General features: G+C 37.2%; 17 protein-coding genes and 1 other RNA gene. 7 read left to right on the top strand and 11 right to left on the bottom strand.

Going from position 1 to position 24,126, the window contains the following annotated elements; all coding sequences use genetic code 11:
• Positions 1-21: 21 nt before the first annotated feature.
• Both JM83_RS02080 and ssrA read right to left on the bottom strand, forming a co-directional pair.
• A complete protein-coding gene (locus JM83_RS02080) occupies positions 22-1,281 on the bottom strand; it encodes a site-specific integrase (RefSeq protein WP_144958907.1) in 1,260 nt (419 codons plus the stop codon).
• A gap of 249 nt (positions 1,282-1,530) precedes the next feature.
• Positions 1,531-1,931: a transfer-messenger RNA gene (gene ssrA, locus JM83_RS02075) on the bottom strand.
• 202 nt (positions 1,932-2,133) lie between these two features.
• On the opposite strand from ssrA, the gene JM83_RS02070 reads away from it, so the two are divergent.
• Positions 2,134-3,348 carry an NAD(P)-dependent oxidoreductase gene (locus JM83_RS02070; RefSeq protein WP_186434935.1) on the top strand — a complete coding sequence of 405 codons (1,215 nt, stop codon included), beginning with the start codon at positions 2,134-2,136 and terminating at the stop codon, positions 3,346-3,348.
• A gap of 141 nt (positions 3,349-3,489) precedes the next feature.
• On the opposite strand, the gene JM83_RS02065 is transcribed toward JM83_RS02070, so the two are convergent.
• The 3 genes from JM83_RS02065 to kdsA all read right to left on the bottom strand — a co-directional run bounded on the left by JM83_RS02065 (position 3,490) and on the right by kdsA (position 6,190).
• On the bottom strand, positions 3,490-3,774 hold the full coding sequence (locus tag JM83_RS02065; protein ID WP_144958905.1) for a hypothetical protein: 285 nt from the start codon (positions 3,772-3,774) through the stop codon (positions 3,490-3,492).
• A gap of 131 nt (positions 3,775-3,905) precedes the next feature.
• Positions 3,906-5,225, bottom strand: coding sequence for a mechanosensitive ion channel (locus JM83_RS02060; RefSeq protein WP_144958903.1), 1,320 nt, complete (start codon positions 5,223-5,225; stop codon positions 3,906-3,908).
• A gap of 146 nt (positions 5,226-5,371) precedes the next feature.
• A complete protein-coding gene (kdsA, locus tag JM83_RS02055; protein WP_144958900.1) occupies positions 5,372-6,190 on the bottom strand; it encodes a 3-deoxy-8-phosphooctulonate synthase in 819 nt (272 codons plus the stop codon).
• A 148-nt stretch (positions 6,191-6,338) separates the two neighbouring features.
• Between kdsA and JM83_RS02050 the strand changes: the two genes are divergently transcribed.
• Entirely contained in the window at positions 6,339-6,827 is a 489-nt protein-coding gene (locus JM83_RS02050) for a DinB family protein (RefSeq protein ID WP_144958898.1), read from the top strand.
• Positions 6,828-6,892: 65 nt separating this feature from the next.
• On the opposite strand, the gene JM83_RS02045 is transcribed toward JM83_RS02050, so the two are convergent.
• The 3 genes from JM83_RS02045 to JM83_RS02035 all read right to left on the bottom strand — a co-directional run bounded on the left by JM83_RS02045 (position 6,893) and on the right by JM83_RS02035 (position 8,709).
• Positions 6,893-7,609: a LytR/AlgR family response regulator transcription factor gene (locus JM83_RS02045; RefSeq protein ID WP_144958896.1), complete on the bottom strand. Its 717-nt coding sequence runs from the start codon at positions 7,607-7,609 to the stop codon at positions 6,893-6,895.
• 9 nt (positions 7,610-7,618) lie between these two features.
• Positions 7,619-7,939, bottom strand: coding sequence for an Hpt domain-containing protein (locus tag JM83_RS02040; RefSeq protein WP_144958894.1), 321 nt, complete (start codon positions 7,937-7,939; stop codon positions 7,619-7,621).
• A 353-nt stretch (positions 7,940-8,292) separates the two neighbouring features.
• Entirely contained in the window at positions 8,293-8,709 is a 417-nt protein-coding gene (locus tag JM83_RS02035) for a response regulator (RefSeq protein WP_144958892.1), read from the bottom strand.
• Between the two features lie 333 nt (positions 8,710-9,042).
• Here JM83_RS02035 and typA point away from each other — a divergent pair, with 333 nt between their 5' ends.
• The gene (gene typA / locus JM83_RS02030; protein ID WP_144958890.1) at positions 9,043-10,842 is read left to right on the top strand and encodes a translational GTPase TypA; all 1,800 of its coding nucleotides are present in this window, start codon (positions 9,043-9,045) and stop codon (positions 10,840-10,842) included.
• A gap of 1,361 nt (positions 10,843-12,203) precedes the next feature.
• Here the strand turns inward: typA and JM83_RS02025 are convergent.
• On the bottom strand, positions 12,204-12,887 hold the full coding sequence (locus tag JM83_RS02025) for a cell division ATP-binding protein FtsE (protein ID WP_144958888.1): 684 nt from the start codon (positions 12,885-12,887) through the stop codon (positions 12,204-12,206).
• Between the two features lie 161 nt (positions 12,888-13,048).
• Here JM83_RS02025 and JM83_RS02020 point away from each other — a divergent pair, with 161 nt between their 5' ends.
• The 4 genes from JM83_RS02020 to JM83_RS02005 all read left to right on the top strand — a co-directional run bounded on the left by JM83_RS02020 (position 13,049) and on the right by JM83_RS02005 (position 21,333).
• Entirely contained in the window at positions 13,049-16,069 is a 3,021-nt protein-coding gene (locus tag JM83_RS02020; protein WP_144958886.1) for a tetratricopeptide repeat protein, read from the top strand.
• 31 nt (positions 16,070-16,100) lie between these two features.
• On the top strand, positions 16,101-17,831 hold the full coding sequence (locus tag JM83_RS02015) for a TonB-dependent receptor domain-containing protein (RefSeq protein WP_144958884.1): 1,731 nt from the start codon (positions 16,101-16,103) through the stop codon (positions 17,829-17,831).
• 573 nt (positions 17,832-18,404) lie between these two features.
• A complete protein-coding gene (locus tag JM83_RS02010; RefSeq protein WP_144958882.1) occupies positions 18,405-19,529 on the top strand; it encodes a hypothetical protein in 1,125 nt (374 codons plus the stop codon).
• A 172-nt stretch (positions 19,530-19,701) separates the two neighbouring features.
• Positions 19,702-21,333, top strand: a complete 1,632-nt coding sequence (locus JM83_RS02005; RefSeq protein WP_144958880.1) for an amidohydrolase — start codon at positions 19,702-19,704, stop codon at positions 21,331-21,333.
• Between the two features lie 107 nt (positions 21,334-21,440).
• Here JM83_RS02005 and JM83_RS02000 read toward each other — a convergent pair whose 3' ends face one another.
• Together JM83_RS02000 and JM83_RS01995 are read right to left on the bottom strand one after the other, a co-directional pair.
• On the bottom strand, positions 21,441-22,835 hold the full coding sequence (locus tag JM83_RS02000) for an IS4 family transposase (protein ID WP_144958878.1): 1,395 nt from the start codon (positions 22,833-22,835) through the stop codon (positions 21,441-21,443).
• 432 nt (positions 22,836-23,267) lie between these two features.
• Positions 23,268-24,044 carry a hypothetical protein gene (locus JM83_RS01995; protein WP_144958876.1) on the bottom strand — a complete coding sequence of 259 codons (777 nt, stop codon included), beginning with the start codon at positions 24,042-24,044 and terminating at the stop codon, positions 23,268-23,270.
• Between the last annotated feature and the right edge of the window lie 82 nt (positions 24,045-24,126).

Raw genomic sequence — 24,126 nt, 5'->3', positions numbered from 1 at the left:
GTTATTAAAATGAGCTAATTTTTACTTTTTGGCATTCTTTTTATCGGTAATGTTTTTTTTTGCTTTTGCCGCTAATTTTATTTTCAGTTCATTCATATCCTCACTGATTTTTCGATCTACGATTTTAGCATAATGTTGGGTAGTTCTCAAATCTTTGTGTCCAAGCATTTTGCTTACAGATTCTATGGGTACGCCATTGGTTAGTGTAATGGTAGTTGCAAAGGTATGTCTGGCAAGATGCGTATTAAGTGGCTTGGATATTCCACACATCATAGCGATTTCTTTTAAAAAAGCATTGGATTTCTGATTGCTGAAAACTGGTAGTATACAATTTCCAGCCTTTACTTCGGGATGGTCTTTATATCGATCGATTATTTCTTCTGCAACAGGCAGAAGCGGAATGCTACTTAGGGTTTTTGTCTTGGTTCGTTTTATACGAATCCATTTCCCACCGTCCATCCCCTTAGTGATATCTGCTTCGCTAAGTTTTTTTACATCAGAGTAAGCTAATCCAGTGTAGCAACTAAAAACAAACATATCTCGAACTAGTTTTAACCGGTCAAGATGCAAATCCTTCTGAATAAGTATCTGAACTTCCTCTTCATTAAGAAATTCACGTTCCACACTGTCGAACTGAACTTTATAATTATAGAATGGATCCCGATCCATCCACTGATTTGCCAATGCAATACGAATGATCTTTTTAAAATTGTTTACATACTTCAATGCAGAATTATGATTGCATTCCCTTTTGGTTTTAAGGAAGTATTCAAATTTAGAGATAAACTGGTGGTCGATATCCTTCATGCGGTAATCTTCCGCCTTATAATTTTCGTTGATAAACTGCTCTACATGATTGTAACATGTCCAGTAACGCTTAGCCGTGCTTTTAGAAATGTCTTTTCCGGAAAGCCTATCCATTTGTTCATTGTGTTCTTTAAACACCTCCAGGGTCATTTTTGATTTGCTTTTGCCTAAACCTTTCAGTTCCCTTAATAAAGTAGTTGCGGTTATTCGTTGGTCTTGATCTAGGAGTTCTTTTTGAATATGTTTCAATTTATTTTTTAAAACATCTAGATAATCATTTAATTCCTTAGCTTCTGCACTTCTTCCCATCATCTTTTCCGATTTGATATTCCATTTTAGAGGGTCTACTTTTCTTCCAACACTCATATCAGATCGCTTGGAATTTACCGTTACTCGTAAATAAATATCACTTCCATGTGATTTATTACTACGACTTTTTCTTGTGTAAAATGTTACGTGAGGATAAGTGTCCATATTTTTGGTTTTAAAATTCACTAGAAATGTACATTATTTTCTCAAATTACGAGAAACTTTATGATTATTTAAAGAATTGAAAAACAGTAAGTTGACACTTGTTTTGTGTACAATTTATCAGGGTTTATAGTGGTCACCGAATTGCACACCATTTATTTGATATTATATGGTATTATACGAGATCATTAAAAATGAAAAACCCCGTAAATCCTAAGATTTCGGGGTTTTTCATACCGTTTGGTAAGTAAAAAGTGGAGTCGGAGGGTTTCGAACCCTCGTCCAAACAAGCAATTACATAGCTTTCTTCACGTTTAGTTTTCACTTAATTGTCGATGCAAGGCCGGCCGAAAACCACCAACCTTACACGTATCCTCACTCGAGTTTCAGAATTACATCAAGGCCCTGTAATTCCTATATTTACTTTATCGATACCTCTGGTGTGAACGCCGTAAATCAAGGCTTTCACGAGGCATCTCGGCTCCCTACCTGGTAGGGATAAAGATAATCCTACTGTAATTCGGATTATGCAGCCAAGGCGTAGTTATTCTCGCCGTTTAAAAAAGTGTGAAATATGAGATTTACGAGCTATATCCCAGCGCTCGACGTGCTTACCATCCAATTGGACTCGCTGTCAAATCCAAGTCGACCCCATAAAATAGTGAACTTTTGTGCGTTCCTGCTTTAAAAAAAGCAGGCCGGGCTATTCGTTTCAATTCCTCATTCCAATCCCGATAGCTATCGGGAGTGGAACTCCGGGATTTTCACTGCTATCCCTAACGCGGATGCAAAGATACAGATTAAAATTTATATCTTTGGAACTTACCTAACATTCTACAAATTCTATACCATCATATGATAAAATTTGCCCTAATTAAAGAGCGTAAAACCCCACCAGACAGAAGAGTAGTTTTCTCTCCTAAAAAATTACAAGAAATCATTAAAAAATTTCCAGAGGCAAGTTTTAAAATAGAATCTTCAGACATCAGGATCTTTAAAGATTCAGAATATGAAGAAGCAGGATTTGAGGTGTCTCAGGATATTTTAGATTGCGATGTGTTATTAGGTGTAAAGGAAGTGCCATTGGTAAATCTAATTCCTTATAAAAAATATTTCTTCTTTTCTCATACTATCAAAAAGCAGCCTTATAATCGAGAACTTCTAAAGGCCATTTTAGCTAAAAATATAGAATTGTATGATCATGAGGTAATTACCAAGGCGAACGGACATAGACTCATTGGTTTTGGTAGATATGCCGGTTTAGTTGGCGCTTATAATGCGTTTAGAGCATTGGGGCTGAGAGATTCTTTATATAAGCTACCTAAAGTTGAATCCTTACCAGATCTAAAAGCTGTTCTTCAGGAATTAGATAAAATAAAAATTCCAAATCTCAAAATTGTGCTTACCGGTTCTGGGAAAGTAGCTCATGGTGCCAAAGAAATCCTAGATCATCTAAAAATCAAACAAGTGCCTGTTTCAGAATATCTAAAAAATGAATTTCTAGAACCGGTTTACTGTTTAATAGATGTGTTGGACTACAATATCCATAACAGCGGAAAGAATACTACAAATAAGCATTTTTATAAGCATCCAGAAGAATACAGATCTAATTTTATGAGATTCGCTAGGGCGGGCGATATATTTATTGCGGGCCATTTCTATGGAGAAGGAGCGCCTGTTTTCTTTACTCAAGAACAGGCAAATTCATCTGAATTCAAAATTAATTTGATTGCAGATATTTCCTGTGATATCGACGGGCCTATTGCAAGTACTATACGTCCTTCTACCATTGCAGATCCGTTTTATGGATACGACCCTAAATCTGGAAAGGAAGTGGATTTCAGGCAAGAAGGAGCAATCACTGTTATGGCTGTAGATAATTTACCCTGTGAGCTGCCAAAGGATGCAAGTGAAGGATTTGGTGAAATGTTTATGGAACATGTAATTCCTGCGTTTTTCGATGGAGATAAAAATGGGATATTAGAGCGTGCGAGGATGACCAAAGATGGTAAATTAACAGAGAGATTTAAGTATTTGAGAAATTATGTGGAGGGCACAGCCATTTTATAATAACAGGTCGCAAATCATTAGCTGTAGCTAAGATCCATTATCAAGAAATAGATTAGAGTCACTAGCAAAAAATCTCCAAGATAAGGCTTTATAAATCATCATTCATGACCTTGGCGATCTTGATTTTTACAAGGAACAACATTAGCTTCCCGCGAAAGGAGTCCCTAAGATCCCCACTGCCAATTCTGCCCATATTATTAGTAACACAGCTAAGATAATTCCACAAAGGATGATCCTGTTTTTAGTGCCGGGAACCTTTCTTAAAACCAGTTCGCAGGCAACTCCGGCACTAAAAAGTAAGACCCCCATAACAACAAAATCGGTTAAATCCCACATCACTTCACTGCTAAATTGCATTGCTATTACTGGGACGAACAATAGAATTCCAACTATTGCAACAATGATTAGGAACCTTTTGCTTTTCATCTTATATGGACTTTCATGGTTTATTAATTATTGCTGATACTTATGAAAAAGTAAGCATTAATATATAGAATAACGATAGATATCAAAAAGCCCGCATATTTTGCGGGCTTCTTATATTAAGTTGCTATAATTCACAAATTAAGCGTTGGATCGCTAGGATCTATTCGATCATCGGAATCCAGACTTCCAGTATTTCGTCTATTAGGATTAGCCGGATCGTTAATATTTCGTTGGGGGCTCGTAGGATTTGCCGGATTACCAGAATCAGGTTTTATGGGACTGTCATCATTCTTAAACTTTTGAATAACCTCCCTAAAATGTTCTCCAGCAGCTTCTCTACCACCTAGTCCATAACTTAAAGCAAAAGCTACGGCAAGTGCTCCTAGAATTAGGCCAAAGGCCAGCTCCACGATCTCATTGGCAATTCCCATTGTTCTTAAGGCAATAGCGATGAACAATGCCAAAGAAGCGTATCTTACAATGCTCGCGATAAAATTATTGTTACTGGACTTCGTCATGGTGTTATAAATTATAACTGAGATATAGTTACCAATTGCTAGGATAATAAGTCCGAATATAATTTGACCGGTTACTTCTAAAATCTGGTTCAAAATTTCGGTTAATCTATCTAATCCTAAAATTTCTACTGCGGTAATAATTCCGAAGAAAACCAAGAAGAAATAGATAAGATTTGCTACAATTTTGGATAAAGATTGATTGGCACCAATCATATTATGGATTTGAATCTTTTCGGCTAAAGTATCCAATCCTAAGCTTTTAAAAAGATCTTCCAAGAAGTCTGCAAGAAATTTTCCACCCCAAATAAAGATAGTAAGGACAAGGGCGGCTATAATTATTTCTCCAATCATTTCTGTGAAACCATACAATATATCATTTGCCGGTTCAGAAATAGCTTCCAATTGCAAAGCGTTGAATGCTTGAATTAAGAATGGTACGAAGATGATGATGAAAACCACCTTTTTAAGGATATTAACCAATTTGTCTGTATCCTTAAAACCGGTTTTATCAACCATTTTATCTAGGAAACTTCCACCAATACTTACCAAGTTGGCAACAAACTTTGCTAAAATATAGCCTATAAACCCTATTAAAATAGCTCCGATAATATTGGGAACAAAAGAAAGGAATTCATCTACCATATTCTCCAAAGGAGTGAGCACTTGATCTATTCCCAGTATTTCCAGTACGATCAAGATTACAATGATCATGACCAGATAGTAAAAGATATTTCCTAAAAAGACATTGGTGTCGGCAACATCGGCACGGCCAAAAACACGTTCATCCCAGTGGGTTTTCCTTAAGAGCCTTACCACAAGGGCCTTGATGCCTTTTGCTACAAGCCATCCAACAAGAAGCACAAGAATTGCTCCTAACAGATCAGGTAAAAAATTTGATACCTGATTAGCGAAATTTTCTAGTTGATTTTCCATTCTATAATTTGAATTTTTAAGAGTTAGGGATTCAAATTAATAAAATAAGATGCTCTTGAAGCTATGATTAACAGCAATTTATAGGTTTCACATAGAAAATGGCAATATATGTGTGAAATAAGTTAACTCATAAGAAGACCCATCACTTATAATGAATTTATGGTCCTTCTAATAGAACTAAGATTTGTCAATAATTTTTGGAGATATTTTAAATCCAGCATATTTGCGCCGTCGCTTTTGGCATTCGCTGGATCAAAATGTGTTTCTATAAACAATCCATCTACGTTATTCACTATCCCAGCTCTTGCAATGGTCTCGATCATATCGGGTCTTCCGCCAGTAACCCCACTCGTTTGATTTGGCTGTTGAAGGGAATGTGTAACATCCAAAACGGTAGGAGCATACTGTCTCATCGTTGGAATCCCTCTAAAATCCACAATCATATCTTGATAACCAAACATAGTTCCTCTATCGGTGATCATCACTTGTTCGTTATCACAATCGGTTACCTTGGTAACCGCATGTTTCATACTCTCTGGGCTCATAAATTGCCCTTTTTTAAGGTTTACCACTTTTCCTGTGTTTGCAGCGGCAACCACAAGATCTGTTTGTCTTACAAGGAATGCCGGAATCTGTAAAATATCTACATATTCTGCTGCCATTGAAGCATCGGATACTTCGTGAATATCTGTAACTGTTGGTATTTTGAATTTTTCAGAAACCTTTCTTAAAATTTTCAATGCTTTTTCATCGCCTATCCCGGTAAAACTATCTATCCGGCTTCGGTTGGCTTTTTTAAATGAACCTTTAAATATGAAAGGAATTTCCAGCCTATCAGTGATGTTTAAAATCTTTTCAGCAATTTTCAGTGCCATTTCTTCACCTTCTATTGCGCAAGGTCCTGCCAGCAAGAAAAAATTATTTGAATCGATATGGTTTAGTTGTGGAATACTTTCTAATTTCATGACGCTAATTTATGCAGCAAAGATAAGGGATTATGTATGTAAGGGCATTCAAAAAATACAGGAAATCACGTAGACAACATTTTCTTGCACTCATTTTTAACAAAGAAAAAAATCGTAATTTAAGCATTGCTAACTTAAATATAGAATTATGGAAATTCATGAAATACTTGTGCCTGAGTTGAAACAAGAAGTGGCAATAACCGAAAAATTCTTAAAGAGAATTCCCGAAGATCAATTGGATTGGAGGCCACACCCTAAATCTATGAGCATCCGGGAATTGGGAAATCATTTGGCAGAAATTCCTAGTTGGATAACGGGCACTATGGAAATGGACGAGATGAATATGGATGGTTACAAAGCTACTGAGTTCGAAACCGTCGATGAGTTTTTACAAGCTTTAAGAAATAACGCTTCTGAGGCGGAAGCTTCTTTGAAGAAACCGGATAGCGAATATAAGAAGAATTGGAAAATGATCATGGGAGGAGAAACCGTTATGGACATGCCTAAAATCAATGTATTAAGGAGTATGGTTTTAAATCAAATTCCCCATCATCGAGCACAGTTGGGGGTGTATTTTAGATTGTTGAACCTACCGGTGCCGGCCACTTATGGTCCCTCTGCAGACGAGAGTGAATAGTTGGTTAATTAAAACCTCAAATGACAATTATACTTTTATTCGGGGCAATAAATATTGTTTAGGCCTTATAATAAATTTAAACGTTTCATTAATTCGGGCCGTTTGGAACGACTTATTGGAATTACATTTTTGGAGATTAGCACGCTGTTATCCTTGATGTCAACAATTTCATTAATATTAATAATAAAGGACCTATGCACTTTTATAAAATAATCTCTGTGAATATGCTCTTGAATCTTTTTTAAAGTGGAATGCACGGTATAGTTTTTTTGCCCTGTTTTTATTAAAATGTAGTCTCCTTTAGCTTCTATTACTTGGATTGTGGGAACATCAATTTTAATTAGCTTTCTGTCAACATTTACAAATAGGTCATCTTTATTAGAGGTGTTCGGTAAGTTTTCTTGTGGGTTTTGTGTATTTTCAACAGGTTTTTTATCTAAAGCTTTCTGTATGGATTTTTGAAATCTTTCCAAGGTAATCGGTTTCACTAAATAGTCTACAATAACATCATATTCGAACGCCTGAATGGCAAAATTTTTGTCGGATGTGGTAAGTATTATTTTGGCTTCGCTATTAATGGTTTGGATAAAGTCGAATCCATTAAAACCGGGCATATGAATATCCAGAAAAATGAGATCTACCTTTGGGTTGGTATTTAAATACTTAATAGCCGCAATACCACTATCAAATTCCTTCGATCCGGAAATATGCGTGTCTATGGATGCAAATTGATAAATTATAGCCCTCGCCAGTTCTTCGTCATCAACTATAATGCAATTCATTATTTTTTGTTATAGGGTATTTAAAAATCGGCTCATTGTTTCTAATATGGCATCAAATTCGTTTTTCATTTCACTGGATCCAGACCGCAACTCATTTTCAAAATCAACCGCCTTTCGACTTCCTTCCCCGAGGCCAAAAATATTGATTTTATGATTTAACTTATGTACAATGTCTGCAACTTTTTTAAGGCTATCTGCCTCAAAATCCTTATTGTATTGCTCAATTTCTAACGGCAGCTCTCTTTTTATAATTGATACCAATCTCTTTTCGAACTTTTTATCTCCCGAGGAGATTTCTTTAATAGTGTCCAATGTTGGCAGTTCAGGCATGAATTGGCGCGTTAGCTAGGGGATATAACGGTCTAAATTTAATAAAAATATGCTTAGGAGAGCAAGCTTGGTTTGTTAAATGAGAAATCAGACTGTATATTTTTTTTGGTATTCAAATACTTAGGCATTAAATAGTATGATAAAAAAAACAGGAGGTGCGCTAATATTAGTAGATATGAATTGAAAAAGGAATATAGGGGGTACCAATGATTATTAAGAATTTATGCTGTTTATTGAGGTTTTACCCGAAGAAAATACGAAAATAAAAAAGGAGATATGCTATTTTCCAAATTATAGGGATTTGGTTTCTAGATACCTCCCCTTCAAAAAGGTAGGGCGTTAATTTATTGTGGCTATGATGCCTGTGGTAGTTTATTGAAATTCCAATATTCAAATAAACATTTTAATTTTTCCAAATAATCGATGTAATTTGCTGATTTGGTTATATAACCAGAAATACCCAGTTTATAGCAGGTTAAGATATTCTTGTTGTTTTCAGATGTCGTAAGGATTATAGTTGGGATACGTTTTAAATCTTCAATGTCATTAATAAGTTCAAGAAACTCTATACCATTCATTTTAGGCATATTTAAATCCAATAAAATAAGATCGGGTAAGTTTTTTGGTTCTTGAAGATATTCCAATGCTTCTTCCCCATTGCCAGCTTCAATTAGTTTATGGGGGAGGCGCAACGATTCCATGGATCTTCTCAGTTTCATAATTTCGATAGCGTCGTCTTCTATTAAAAGGATTTTAAATTCTTTAGTCATAACAATGGAATTAAGCAGGTTTGGGACTGTAAAGGTGCGTTTTTATGGGAGCGGTTATTTTTTTATTCGACCGTTCCACTTATTTAATAGACGATAAGCAGAGAATCGGGGTTGGTTAAAACACATTTTAATTATTGTTTGTTGGGAGGAAACCGGACTCTCGAAAAGCTCCTATATAGATATTGGTGTTTCGATATTTTTCACTTCTAGTATTATCGGGGCACACCTCTTGGGTTTGCCCCGAGGTCCTTGATTTTAAGAATATTTGTTAACTATAGTAATTTCGGCAAAAAATAGGAGTACCTTTGCAGCCTTAAAAATGAGGCGTTTATTATGAAAGCTACTAAAAATATTGCGATTATCGCACACGTTGACCACGGTAAAACTACCTTGGTTGATAAAATCATGTACCATTGCCAACTTTTTCGTGATAACGAAAACACAGGTGATCTTATTCTAGACAACAATGATCTGGAAAGAGAACGTGGTATTACAATTACTTCTAAAAACGTTTCTGTAGTATACAAAGACACAAAAATCAATATTATTGATACTCCTGGTCACGCCGATTTTGGTGGAGAGGTAGAGCGGGTATTGAACATGGCAGATGGAGTTCTTCTATTGGTAGATGCTTTTGAAGGGCCAATGCCACAAACGAGATTTGTACTTCAGAAAGCAATTGACCTTGGTCTTAAGCCATGTGTGGTTATAAATAAAGTTGATAAAGAAAACTGTACTCCAGAAGAAGTTCATGAGAAAGTTTTCGACTTGATGTTCGAACTAGGTGCTGAAGAATGGCAACTGGATTTTCCAACGGTGTATGGTTCAGCTAAGAATAACTGGATGAGCGACGATTGGAGAAATGAAACAGATAATATCGAACCATTGTTGGATATGGTTTTGGAACATATTGAATCTCCAAAAATTGAAGAAGGATCCACTCAAATGTTGATCACTTCATTGGATTTTTCATCTTTTACAGGACGAATTGCAATTGGAAGATTACAAAGAGGAAAATTAAAAGAAGGAATGCAAGTTTCTTTGGTCAAGCGTGATGGAAGCATCAAAAAAACCAGAATCAAAGAACTTCATACTTTTGAAGGTTTAGGTAGAAGAAAGATTGAAGAAGTTGAGGCAGGAGATATTTGTGCGATTGTTGGTTTGGAAGGATTTGAAATTGGTGATACTGTTGCCGATCTTGAAAATCCAGAAGGATTAAAAACGATCGCAATAGATGAGCCTACGATGAGCATGCTATTTACGATCAACGATTCTCCTTTCTTCGGACAAGACGGTAAATTTGTAACCTCTAGACATATTAGAGAGCGTTTGGCCAAGGAACTAGAAAAGAACCTTGCGCTAAAAGTTGAAGCTACAGATAGCGCCGATAAATTTATGGTATTTGGTCGCGGGGTCCTTCACTTATCTGTTCTTATTGAAACAATGAGAAGGGAAGGTTACGAACTTCAAATTGGTCAGCCACAAGTTATCATCAAGGAAATTGATGGTGTTAAATGTGAGCCGGTTGAGGAAATGACGATAGATCTTCCAGAAACCGTTTCTGGAAAAGCTGTGGAAATGGTTTCTATTAGAAAAGGAGAGATGACGAGTATGGAAGCTAGAGGTGACCGTATGACTATCCAATTCATGATTCCATCTCGTGGAATTATTGGTTTAAGAAACAACTTGCTTACCGCTACTGCGGGGGAGGCTATTATGTCGCACCGATTTAAAGAATACCAACCTTTAAAAGGGGGAATTCCAGAACGTCAGAATGGATCTTTGGTTTCTATGGAAAGAGGAAAAGCGATTCCTTATTCTATAGATAAATTACAAGATAGAGGAAAGTTTTTTGTGGATCCGGGGGAAGATATTTACGAAGGTCAGGTTATTGGTGAGAATTCCCGTCAGGATGATATGGCGGTGAATATTACTAAGACAAAGAAAATGTCTAACGTACGTTCTTCTGGAGCAGATGATAAAGCGAAGATTGTTCCGGCAATAAAATTCTCATTGGAAGAAGCTTTGGAATATATTCAAAAAGATGAGTATGTTGAGGTAACGCCAAAACATATACGCTTACGTAAGATCTATCTTACCGAAAATGAGCGTAAGCGTAATAAAATAAACTAATACAATTAGTATACATAAAAACCCCGAACTTTTCAGTTCGGGGTTTTTTGTTTTTATATAATGTACTTGTCATTCCGACGAAGGAGGAATCTCTTCTAAAAGGAAAATTGTTTCCCTGAGATTCTTCAATCCACTTCGTTTCTTTCAGAATGACATTCGCACTTATGTCATCATGAGCCTATCGAAGGATCGTCATCCTGAATTTATTTCAGGATCTGGGAACTTATTGGAAGCTGAAACAAGTTCAGCTTGACGTTTATTGTGGGTGCGGTGTCATTCCGACGAAGGAGGAATCTTTTCTCAAAGGAAAATTGTTCCCTGAGATCCTTCAATCCACTTCGTTTCTTTCATAATGACATTCACACTTATGTCATCATGAGCCTATCGAAGGATCGTCATCCTGGATTTATTTCAGGATCTGGAAACTTATTGGAAGCTGAAACAAGTTCAGCTTGACGTTTATTGCGGATGCGGTGTCATTCCGACGAAGGAGGAATCTCTTCTAAAGGAAAATTGTTCCCTGAGATTCTTCAATCCACTTCGTTTCTTTCAGAATGACATTCACACTTATGTCATCATGAGCCTATCGAAGGATCGTCATCCTGAATTTATTTCAGGATCTGGGAACTTATTGGAAGCTGAAACAAGTTCAGCTTGACGTTTATTGTGGGTGCGGTGTCATTCCGACGAAGGAGGAATCTTTTCTCAAAGGAAAATTGTTCCCTGAGATCCTTCAATCCACTTCGTTTCTTTCATAATGACATTCACACTTATGTCATCATGAGCCTATCGAAGGATCGTCATCCTGAATTTATTTCAGGATCTGGAAACTTATTGGAAGCTGAAACAAGTTCAGCTTGACGTTTATTGCGGATGCGGTGTCATTCCGACGAAGGAGGAATCTTTTCTCAAAGGAAAATTGTTTCCTGAGATTCTTCAATCCACTTCGTTTCTTTCAGAATGACATTCACACTTATGTCATCATGAGCCTATCGAAGGATCGTCATCCTGGATTTATTTCAGGATCTGGAAACTTATTGGAAGCTGAAACAAGTTCAGCTTGACGTTTATTGCGGATGCGGTGTCATTCCGACGAAGGAGGAATCTCTTCTAAAAGGAAAATTGTTCCCTGAGATTCTTCAATCCACTTCGTTTCTTTCAGAATGACATTCGCACTTATGTCATCATGAGCCTATCGAAGGATCGTCATCCTGGATTTATTTCAGGATCTGGGAACTTATTGGAAGCTGAAACAAGTTCAGCTTGACGTTTATTGCGGATGCGGTGTCATTCCGACGAAGGAGGAATCTCGTTTCTCTGAGATTCTCAATTGCGAAAAGCTCTTTCAGAATGATAAAGTGTTAAAGTGATTTCTGTACCACCTCAAAAACCCGTTCGCCATCACACTTCAATGTTTTGGAAGGATACTTCAGTAATAAGGCATAATCATGGGTAGCCATTAAAATGGTATTTCCGTTCTTGCTTATTTCCTGCAACACCTCCATAACCTCCACAGAAGTTTGCGGATCCAGGTTTCCGGTAGGTTCATCGGCAAGTATAAGTTCGGGATCATTTAAAAGTGCACGGGCAATGGCGATTCGCTGTTGCTCCCCACCGGAAAGTTGATATGGAAATTTAAAACCTTTAGTCTTCATCCCTACCTTATCCAAAACTTCATCGATCCTGTGCTCCATAGCGGGTTTCTCTTTCCAACCAGTTGCCTTCAATACAAAATTCAGGTTTTCACGAACATTCCTGTCATTCAGCAATTTAAAATCCTGAAAAACCACACCTAATTTTCTTCTAAGGAAGGGAATGTCCTTTTCCTTTAGCGTTCTAAGATTATAATCTACAATACTCCCTTCTCCTTCGGTAAGCGGAAGATCCCTATAAAGTGTCTTCATAAAGCTACTTTTCCCTGTTCCGGTCTTTCCAATTAAATACACAAAATCCCCTTTGTAGATGGTTACATCTACTTCAGATAATATTAAACTCTCCCGTTGATAGATGGCTGCATTTTTTAATTCTAGGACAATGTTGGACATATGGTACGGTTGTGGTTATATAGGTTAAAATTATTGGTAAATATACAGTTTTAAGAAAACGCCAAAACACTTTTTTTCATATTAACATAATTATCACAACGATGTTGCGTTATGAAATAAGTGTTTAAGTATCTTTGATTCATCAACCTAAAAAAAAATTAATGACACGATATTCCGCATCCCTTTTTGTTGGTTTCTTCCTATTTTTTTCTTCACTTTTTGCACAGCAATCTGCAATCAATACAAATGATCTGGTAAAGTTCAATAAAGCTTTAGAGCTTTATAACAATGAGCAGTATTTACCGGCTCAAACCTTGTTCGATGAGGTAAAGGATGAAGCCGACGATGAAAAAATTATTTCAGACAGTGCTTATTACATTGCAAATGCCGCAGTGAGGTTAGGTCAGCCTGGTGCAGATAAGTTAATGGAAGATTTTGTGGAGCGTTACCCAACTTCCACTAAACGAAATACCGCTTTTATAGATGTGGCCGATTATTACTTCCAAACAGGGAAGTATTCCTACGCCCGAAAGTGGTACGATAAGGTAGACGAAAAGGGGATGAGCCGTGCCGATAAGGAGCGGTATTATTTCAACAATGGGTATGCCTACTACGCTTCCAATAATTTTGAGGAAGCGGCCACCTATTTAAACAAAGTGCGCGATTCCAAGGAATATGGTGCACAGGCCAAATATTATTTGGGATATATGGCTTATGAAGGGGACGATTATGAGCAAGCAAATGAACTTTTTGAAGAAGTAAAGGGAGAAGACAGATATTCGGAAAACCTTTCCTATTTCCAAAGCGATATGAACTTTAAGCTTGGAAATTTTGAAAAAGCGATTGCTTTAGGATTGGAACAACTTCCAACAGCAAATAGAGGAGAGATTTCCCAGCTAAATAAAATTATAGGGGAAAGCTATTTTAACCTTGGAAAATATGAAGAAGCCATTCCATATCTAAAAGAATACAAAGGTTTACGCGGAAAATGGACAAATACCGATTATTATCAATTGGGGTATGCCTATTACAAGCAAGGGGATTATGAAAGCGCAATTTCTGAATTCAATAAAATTATTGATGGGGATAACAGCATCGCCCAAAATGCATATTACCACTTGGCTCAGTCGTATTTGAATTTAGATAAAAAACAGGAAGCATTAAATGCTTTTAAGAATGCAAGCGAAATGGATTTTGATGCCAAGCTGCAGGAAGATGCGTTTTTAAACTATGCAAAATTGAGTTATGAAGTTGGTAACAGTTATATGAGCCCTTCAGAAGTAATTATAAATTACTTGAATAAATATCCAAACACTGCTGTTAAGGCGGAAATGGAAACTTTGTTGATAGATTCTTTTATCACCTCCAAAAATTATGAGAAGGCGATGGAATTGTTGGAAACCAATAAGAACTTCAGCGACAAGGGAGCGTATCAAAAAGTGGCATATTTCTATGGGCTTGAATTATACGAAAATGGAGATTATAGAAATGCGAGCATCAATTTCGATAAAGCCTTAAAGAATAAAGTGAATCCAGAGATCTCTGCAAAATCGGTTTTTTGGAAAGCAGAAAGCAATTTCAACTTAAATAGGATGCAAGAAGCTTTAAGAGGATATCAGGAGTTTAACTCCATGAGTGCAAGTGCCGGCTTAACAGAAAAAGATAACTTGGATTATAATATTGCCTATGCATATTTCAAACAAAAAGAATATGGAAAGGCGATCGATTTCTTTAATAGGTACGCCAATAATTCTGAAAAAGATAATGCTAGGAGAAACGATGCCTACACAAGATTGGGAGACACCTATTTTGTGACCAGTAAATACTGGCCTGCAATGCAAGCTTATTCCAAAGCTATAGATATGAACCTTGGAAATACAGATTATGCTGCGTACCAAAAAGCCATTAGTTATGGTTTTGTAGATAGAAACGAGAGCAAGGTCGAAGAGCTAAGTAGTTTTACCAATAAATATCCGCGTTCTTCTTATAGGGACGATGCGATGTATGAGTTGGGGAACACCTATGTTGCCATGAACAATACAAACAAGGCAATAGAAACCTATAATAAATTGATTCGTGATGTTCCGGGAAGTGCTTTTGTCCCTCAGGCAATGTTAAAGCAAGGTCTTATTTATTATAATGGTGACCAGGCAAACAAAGCCTTGGAACGTTTCAAGAAAGTAGTTGCAGATTATCCAAATACGCCGGAATCTTTACAAGCAGTTACAACTGCGAGATTGATCTATATAGATCTTGGAAAAACCGATGAATATGCTGCATGGGTAAGAAATGTGGATTTTGTTGAAGTTACAGATGCCGATCTTGATAATACCACTTTTGAAGCTGCAGAAAAACAATACTTGAACAACAACACTGCTGCGGCGAAAACAGGATTGGAAAAATACCTGCAAACCTTTCCTAATGGGTTAAATTCTTTGAAGGGTAACTTCTATTTAGCACAGCTTTACTTTAGGGACGATCAAAAAGATAAATCTATTTCTAATTATAAGTTCGTGGTAAACAAGCCAAGAAGTGAGTTTTCTGAACAAGCCTTGGCGAGATTATCCCAGATCTACTTAGAAAAGAGGAATTACCAAGATGCGTTGCCATTATTGCAACGTTTGGAAAATGAAGCAGATTTCGATCAGAATGTGATCTACGCTCAATCGAATTTAATGAAATCTTACTATGAATTGAAAGATTATGGAAAAGCGGTTTCTTATGCTGAAAAAGTGCTTAAAAATTCTTCCATAGAAAACAATGTAAAGTCTGATGCACAAGTGATCATCGCAAGATCTGCCTTTAGCACCGGCGATGAGAATAAAGCGAAGAACGCTTATGCAGAAGTTCTTAAAATTGCTACCGGGGAATTAGCTGCAGAAGCACTTTATTATGATGCATATTTCAAAAATAAGGCCTCCAATTTTAAAGGATCCAACGAATCTGTTCAAAAATTGGCAAAGGATTATTCCGGTTATAAATTCTACGGGGCAAAAGGATTGGTGGTGATGGCCAAGAATTTCTATGCTCTAAAAGATGCGTACCAAGCCACCTATATTTTGGATAACGTGATCAAGAATTTTAAGGAATATCCAGATGTGGTGAAAGAAGCACAAACCGAATTGAATAAAATTAAGGCAATGGAAGCGAAGACCAATGCTTCTGTAGACACAAGAAATTAAAATTATCAAACTAACATTTAAGTACCTCAATATGCAAACCCCTTCAATTAAAAGAAGCCTGTTTTTATTGTCATTTTTATTTACCGGTGTTATAGTAGCCCAGGATAAACCTTTGGGCAATGAAACGGTGATTGTTGTAAAGCCTTATACGCCTTCTGTGAACGATGCGTTTAAAATAAAGGAAATCCCGGTTTTGGGAGATTCTGTAAGCTTGGAAAAGAAACCTATAAAGTACAGTATCTTCTCTGTGCCTGTGGCTTCAACCTTCACACCTTCAAAAGGACGTGCAACCAAAGTAGAAAGAGAAAAAAGGATAAAATTGTACGATAATTATGTCACGCTTGGATTTGGTACCTATTCCAATGTGCTAGCTGAGTTCTATAGCAATTTAGAGATCAGTAAAAGTGATAATTTCGGGGTGTATCTCACCCATAATTCTTCACAAGGAGGGATTGAAGACGTGAGGTTGGACGATAAATATTACGACACAGAACTCAATTTAAATTATAGTTCTAAAAACAAGAATAGCAATTGGAATACCGAATTAGGATTGCAGCACCAATTGTTCAACTGGTATGGGCTACCCGAACAAAGAAATTTTTCAAATGAAGTTGTTTATGCAATAGATCCTACACAAAATTATTTTTCAGGAAGCCTTGGAGGAGAATTGGAGTTGTATGATTCTTTTTTGAACAAGGCATCGGCGAAATATAGGTATTTCGGGGATTCTTATGATTCTGCTGAAAACAACTTTAAAGCCGATGGCGCTTTTGAAGTGAACATTGCAGACGAACTAATAAGCACAAAAGTCTTTGCGGATGTATTGAGCGGAAAATTCGACCAAGGGTACAACGATCCAAATGAACTGAAATATTCACAAATGATCTTCGGGATTACACCAAGCTTATTGATCTTAAGGGATGATCTAACTTTAAATTTAGGAGCATCTTTCGTGTATGGATTGGATACAGAAAATAGCGATAATAGTTTTTATATCTATCCGCAAGTGACTGCTAGTTACCGATTGGCAGGAGAATACTTTATTCCATATGCCGGATTGGAAGGAGGTTTAAGCCAGAATACCTATTATAATTTCGCACAAGGAAATCCATTTGTTTCACCTACTTTAAACATAGCCCCAACAGATAAGTCCTATGATGCGTATGTGGGAGCAAAAGGTAAACTTACCAACAGTATTGGCTACAACTTAAAAGGAGGTTACAAATCTGAAATCAATAAGGCACTATATTTGGCGAATTTAAGCAATCCATCGAGCACCGAAGATTATGCCTTTGGAAATTCATTTGGGGTAGTTTACGATGACCTTAAAACACTTTCTTTTGATGGAGAGATCAATGTAGATGTAAATAGGGATTTTAAATTAGGGGTAAGAGGTTCGTTCTATAGTTATAATTCCGATTTTCAGGCAGAAGCTTGGAATTTACCAGAAATGAAGGCATCTGTTTTAATGGATTATCAGATTACCGAAAAGTGGTTTGCAGGAGCCAACTTGTTTTATACAGGAGAACGTAAGGATAGGGAGGAAACAATAGATGGAGGAGGCGCAATAGGAACAAGAACCATAACTTTGGATGGATTTACAGACCTTAATTTAAATGTAGGTTACAGGTTCAACGATCAGCTTTCTATTTTCGCGAAAGGGAATAATTTATTGGGGGATTCTTACGAACGCTGGTCCAATTTCCCGGTGCAAGGGATTCAGGTAATGGCGGGTGCAACCTATAAGTTTGATTATAAATAAATGTATATCCGTTTTTTGTCCTAATAGTTCTTTCGTCAGCCTGAGACCCGTGATAAAAAAATATCTAGCGTAGGAAATTGACGTGTTTTTATATAAGTTGATGGGATGCTGAAACAAGTTCAGCATGACGACAATTCCGCATCGTCACCCTGGACTTGTTTCAGGGTCTTGGATTCACAAATAAATAAAAATACGTCAATGGTAATTTATTTCAGGGTCTCATTTATTGTGTTGATTTAAAATGTGGTGAGATTCTAAAACAATTCCGGTAGCTATCGGAACAGAATGACGTCCTTTTTCAGTTTAGGATGCTTTACGGACAAGCAATTAAATAATCTCTTATTACCTAAAACAAAAGGGCTGTTCTTATTGGACAGCCCTTTTTATTTTGTTATAAAACACTGATTGTTATTTCATTATTTAATTAAAACATCAATTAAGGTCATTGGTCGATTAATGATTCTTTATTAATTTAAAAAGTTTATTTTTGAGCCCAATATATCAAAAAAGGTAAAATACCCATTCTCTATAATTTTTAATTCATTTCCTATTAAACACAAATACCCTAATTAGATGGCAAAGTTTAAAAGAAGCGACAGATCGCGTCCATACCTGAATATTTTGGATTTCATGATTCAGGAAAAGGCATTTTTGGCGCTAATAATTATTGGAATTGTTTTAGCTGGTATTTTTACCGGTAACAGCCAAGCGGCTATGTGGCTTGGTTTCTTTTTTGCAGCCTACGCTACCGTTGCAAATGATAGTATCCAGTCCTTAGGAACATTTATTGAAAGTAATAAGACCAGGAGATGGTGGGTATTATGGCTTTATATTGGCGGGATTTTTCTTGTTACGGTAATCTCTAGTTGGGTTTATTTTGATGGGGATGTTACCTTTCAAAGACTTTTAAAACCCGATGGCACTACAAAATATCCGCATCCGGAAAACTTTAGTTTCTTTCAAATTATAGCTCCCTTGGTATTGTTGATCTTAACAAGATTAAGAATGCCGGTTTCCACCACTTTTCTAATTTTATCGGTATTTAGTGCAGATACTTCTGGGATCACTTCCGTAGTAGCGAAGAGTTTATCGGGCTATGCAATGGCATTTATATTGTCTTTTGCAGTATGGTATTTTTCCTATAATTTAATTAAGACGTTTTTTAAGAATAGAAAGTTTCATAAAGGCTGGAATATCGTACAATGGATAGTAAGTGGTTCTTTATGGGCGGTATGGGTAATGCAGGATGGGGCGAATATTGCGGTATATCTACCAAGGCAGCAAAGCTTAACCCAATTTATTATTTTTGCCATCACCATTTTTGCCGGACTTGGTTTGTTATTTTATTTACGTGGCGATAAAATTCAGAAAGTAGTAAGTGAAAAAGCAAGGATCTCAGATATTCGTGCGGCAACCTTAGTAGATGCTACGTATGTGATCTTACTTATATATAAGCTGTTTATTAGTACCGTACCTATGAGTACAACCTGGTTATTCCTTGGGGTAATTGGAGGTAGGGAAATAGCAATTAGCCTTTCCCGAAATAAGAAAGGTAAAAAACATCGCAAGAAAGCAGGAAAAATGATCTTTAAAGATTTTGCTTATGCAATGATTGGACTTATAATCTCTGTTGCTTTGGCAGCTGCTGCCAATTCCAGTATTAGGGAAGCAATTTTAGAAGCGGTTGGATTAAGATAATATTCATATTTATATAACTTAAAGGATCGAGATTTCTAATTTCGATCCTTTTTTGTTGAAAGTTCTCAAGTTTGAATTTTATAACTACTTTCTGAAGCGATTTCTGCTGAAACATCCTCAATAAAACATCCCATTTGGATCACATTAGCTATTTTTATGAAAAATATTAAATATGCTCAATAAATCACCCTTTTTAGGAATGCTCCTCGTTTTGCTGATTTCCTGTAATTCTGAAGAAAAACAACAAGCAGATCTTTTAGTTTATAACGGAAATATATATACCGTAGATTCCACTTTTGCTATTACCAAAGCCTTTGCTGTAAGAAATGGAAAATTTCTGGAATCAGGATCTTCTGAAGCACTTCTGGAAAAATACGATTTCAAAGAAAAATTGGATGCGGAAGGAAAAACCATTCTCCCTGGATTCATAGATGCGCACGCGCATTTTTATAGAATGGGTTTGCAACAACAAAAGGTGGATTTAACAGGAACCAAGAGTTTTGATGAAGTTGTGGATCGTATAGTTGCTTTTCAAAAAGAGCGAAATGTAGCTTTTATAACCGGTAGGGGATGGGATCAGAATGATTGGGAAAGAAAAGAATTTCCATCTAAAGAAAAATTAGATCGTTTATTTCCCAATACTCCTGTTGCTGTAACAAGAATAGATGGTCATGCCTTATTGGCAAACCAAGCGGCGTTGGATAAGGCAGGGGTTACAGTAAATAGCTCTCCGGAAGGTGGCGCAATTGAAATTAAGAAAGGAAAACTTACAGGGATTTTAATAGATAATCCCATGAGTCTTGTGTATGATGCTATAGAAGAACCTTCAAAAAAAGAGCAAATCCAGGCTTTACTGGATGCTCAAAAAATCTGTTTTAGTTATGGCTTAACCACGGTCGTTGATGCTGGAATAGATAAGAAAACAATTCAGCTGATGGATAGTTTACAAAGAGCCGGAAGTTTGGAGACCCGTATCTATGCAATGGTGAGCAATACGAAGGATAACCTCGATTTTTATTTGGATAAGGAGCCTATTAAAACAGAAAGGTTAAATGTGCGTTCTATAAAGTTTTATGGAGATGGTGCTTTGGGATCTAGGGGAGCAGCCTTAAAAGAACCATATTCAGATCTTGAAGGTCATTATGGGGCTTTGTTATCTCCGGTAGCAGATTTTAAGAAAACGGCTAAAAGAATAGCCAATTCCAAGTTTCAAATGAACACACATGCCATTGGGGATTCAGCTAATAGCCTAGTGCTTCAAACCTATGATGAATTATTGAAGGGAAAGAGCGACCGTAGATGGCGCGTAGAACATGCGCAAGTAATAGATTCGGCAGATTTTAAATACTTCAGTAAAAATATTATTCCCTCTGTACAGCCAACTCACGCTACCAGCGATATGTATTGGGCAGAAGATAGACTTGGAGCCGATAGGATTAAAGGAGCATATGCCTTTAAAAAACTGCTAGATCAAGCAGGAATTGTTGCTCTGGGAACAGATTTTCCGGTGGAAGAAGTAAATCCGTTCTATACTTTTTATGCTGCTACTGCTAGAAAAGATCTCAAAAACTATCCAGAGGAGGGTTATAGAATGGAGCAAGCATTATCCAGGGAAGAAGCTTTAAAAGGAATGACTATTTGGGCGGCGTACTCTAATTTTGAGGAAGATGAAAAAGGCAGTATCGAAGCGGGTAAATTTGCCGATTTCATAATACTGGACAAAAATATCATGGAAGTTAAGGAAGGAGAAATCCCAAATATTAAAGTGTTACAAACCTTTGTTAATGGGGAGAAAGTATATTGATTCTTCTAATTCTAAATTTGGAAATAATAAATCGTGCTTATCTAACTGGACCTGTCAAAGGATTTCAGGGAAGCAGATTTCATTTAAAAAGAGATCCCTCCTTCATCCTATCGTGTGGACACATCTTTATGAATCGTCCACCCTTCCATGGCCGCCTTAAAATATTTCAGTCCTATCCATAGGGTCGTTATGCCGGGATGCCTTTTGCTTTCATAGCCTTTCCATCCGCCAAGTCTAGCTATCGCCCAAACATATCTTTTTAGCCCTTTTTCCTTGTACGGGTTTTTTTGTTTCCCTGTCCTACCTTCCAGTCTTATTATCTGGTGCTCTAAAAACGCTTGCTCTTCTTCCGTGAAACAGCTATCGGCGCTCATCTCTCCTTCTGGTACTGCATACGCCAGCCGCATCAAGAACAGTTGGATGATGACCTCCATTATCAACAAGCTCAGTTTTCTTACCGATGACCCATGCTCCAGCTCTGACGCCTCGATATTGTAGCCCTCTTTTTTCAATATCTTGAACACCTCTTCTATCGTCCACCTCCACTTATACCATTCCACGCACATTTCTGCCATTTCCAGGGTCTCTATGGGCAGGCTTGTCAATAACCTCCAGCACACCCTGTCCGGCCCGGTCCGGTTAGCCTCTTTGGCCTCCACCAGATATAGTTTTATGCTGGGCGCCACTGCCTTGCTGGCCGCCCTGGTCCTTTTCAGTTCTACCTCTTTATATCTGATTTCAATTTTTGCGGTCCTTTTTTTCCTTCTGGTCTTTGCACAGGCATCCACCTGTACCTCATAGGACCCTTGACAGGGCTGGTCCGCCAGGCAGCTGAACAATTTTGACCCATCCGCCAAGGCCCTATCCGCACGGGCCCTTATCAATAGATCTGTTCGTGCATCTGGTATGCTTGCAAACTGTTCGTAGATATCCCCTTCCCTATCTTGTACGATCACCATTCCCGCTACCACGTCCCTTAGTGAGGCCTGTGTGTTTTTGGACACCTCTATCCACTTATAGGACTCTTTTTCTTCCATGGGCAGCTTGCCGTACTGTCTTTCATGCTTTGATTTGAAGTCCAAGGACCTGTTCCAGATCTTAATATCAGAATAGCCGTAGGGGGTGCCGCTCACGGCATCCAAGACCAAACTTGGGTGGACAAAGAACCCCAGTCCCTGGGAATTCTTCGCATTGGTCGTGCCCACAAAGCCATCTTTGTTGATCCTATTACCATGGCTGCTTAGGTTGACCTCCGTGGTATCTTGGATACAGACAACAAATTTGCCCGCACAAGCCATCTGGCAATTATGTACCAGGTTCTCTACTATATCTTCTTCACTGACCCTATCGTTCTGCAAAAAACGGTAAACGGCCTTTGCGTCTGATTCGTTCCTGCCGAGCTGACGGATCGAATGGACGCTCTTGCTGAACAGGTCCGATAAAATCTTGTTGCCCCGATAAACCAAACGTTTATCCCCTAAGCCTGTGAACCCCCTTCTCATTTTTTGAGTAAAATTAATGCTAATCCCTTAAACTAGTAAATAATTGTGTCCACACGATAGCCTTCATCGGGATGACAAAATATTCCAAATCCAGCAATGTTAGCGTTTCAGACTGAGACCCGTGATAAGAAATTTTATCCAGCGTAGGAAATTGACATAATGAGATGCTGAAACGAGTTCAGCATGACGGTAATACCGCTTCGTCACCCTGAACTGGTTTCAGGGTCTATAATTCGCAAATAAATAAAAACCACGTTAATAGCTTAGCGAAGTCTTTGATTTGTAATTTAAACATGTTGGCTTCGACAGTCTCGGCATGACATCACCGTTATTATTAAAAACGCTAACAACCGAAGGTTACCAGAAAACCATAAATTATTAATCATGTATTTTGGAAGGTACATGTATTAATTAATTCTCAGGCAACCTCAATTATTTTCCGCCATTGGCAGCCAGATCATTAATACAAAAATCGTCCAATTCTGGAATATTAGTGTCAACCATATCTATAATACTCCCGCCAAACTCAATATTGGCAGTCATTAAACACCCCTCTACATTACAGTGGGCTTCGTTTTCTGAATCTTCATGATTTACCTGCATAGGTGATCCTACATCTACCAATCCAAAAAGATGACCAAATTCATGATTTAAGACTACAGACTCTAAATCACTCTTAGCTGTAGAATTGGAATTGTTGGAGATATTTTCTATAGTCTTACCGTAAAGAACAACAGATGTATTTCTAAAAGCAGAACCTAAAACCACTTTATTGTTTTCATCATTTTCATTGCTTCCATCTGCCACATAAATAAAAACCGCTATTTCGTCCCCAGTAGTATAAACAAGGCGTTCATCTTTTTCTATCTGCGCAATCTCTTCAATAGAAAATGGCGCTTTATTAGAACTGGCCACTGCTCGGGTGGTGATTGTTAACCCATCTGGTTTAAAAGTATGGTTACTTAAAAATTGTGTTAGGTTATTAAGTGCTGCCTCGGTTGGTTTAAATCCTGTTACATATACGACTTCGATAGTCAATGAGGTGAATTTGGCATCGCTTAGAAGTTCGTTGGCAGAGGCTCCTAATGCTTTTAAATTAGCACTTTTATCTACTCCTAAAGTTCCATCATCAGGATTTGCAGAATCTTTGGAACATCCTATTATTAAAAGAAAAAATAAAAAAGGGAGTAATAATTTAGGGGTTTTCATGATATTTTCTAATTTATGGAGGGGTCTAAATTAAATATAATTATCGAAACTAATAAGGATAAGACTTTCAGAAAATATTTAC

It is taken from the genome of Gillisia sp. Hel_I_86 (assembly GCF_007827275.1).
In the GTDB taxonomy this organism is placed as follows: domain Bacteria; phylum Bacteroidota; class Bacteroidia; order Flavobacteriales; family Flavobacteriaceae; genus Gillisia.
Note: the sequence above shows the minus strand (reverse complement) of the source record. Positions and strands in the feature narration are given on the sequence as shown.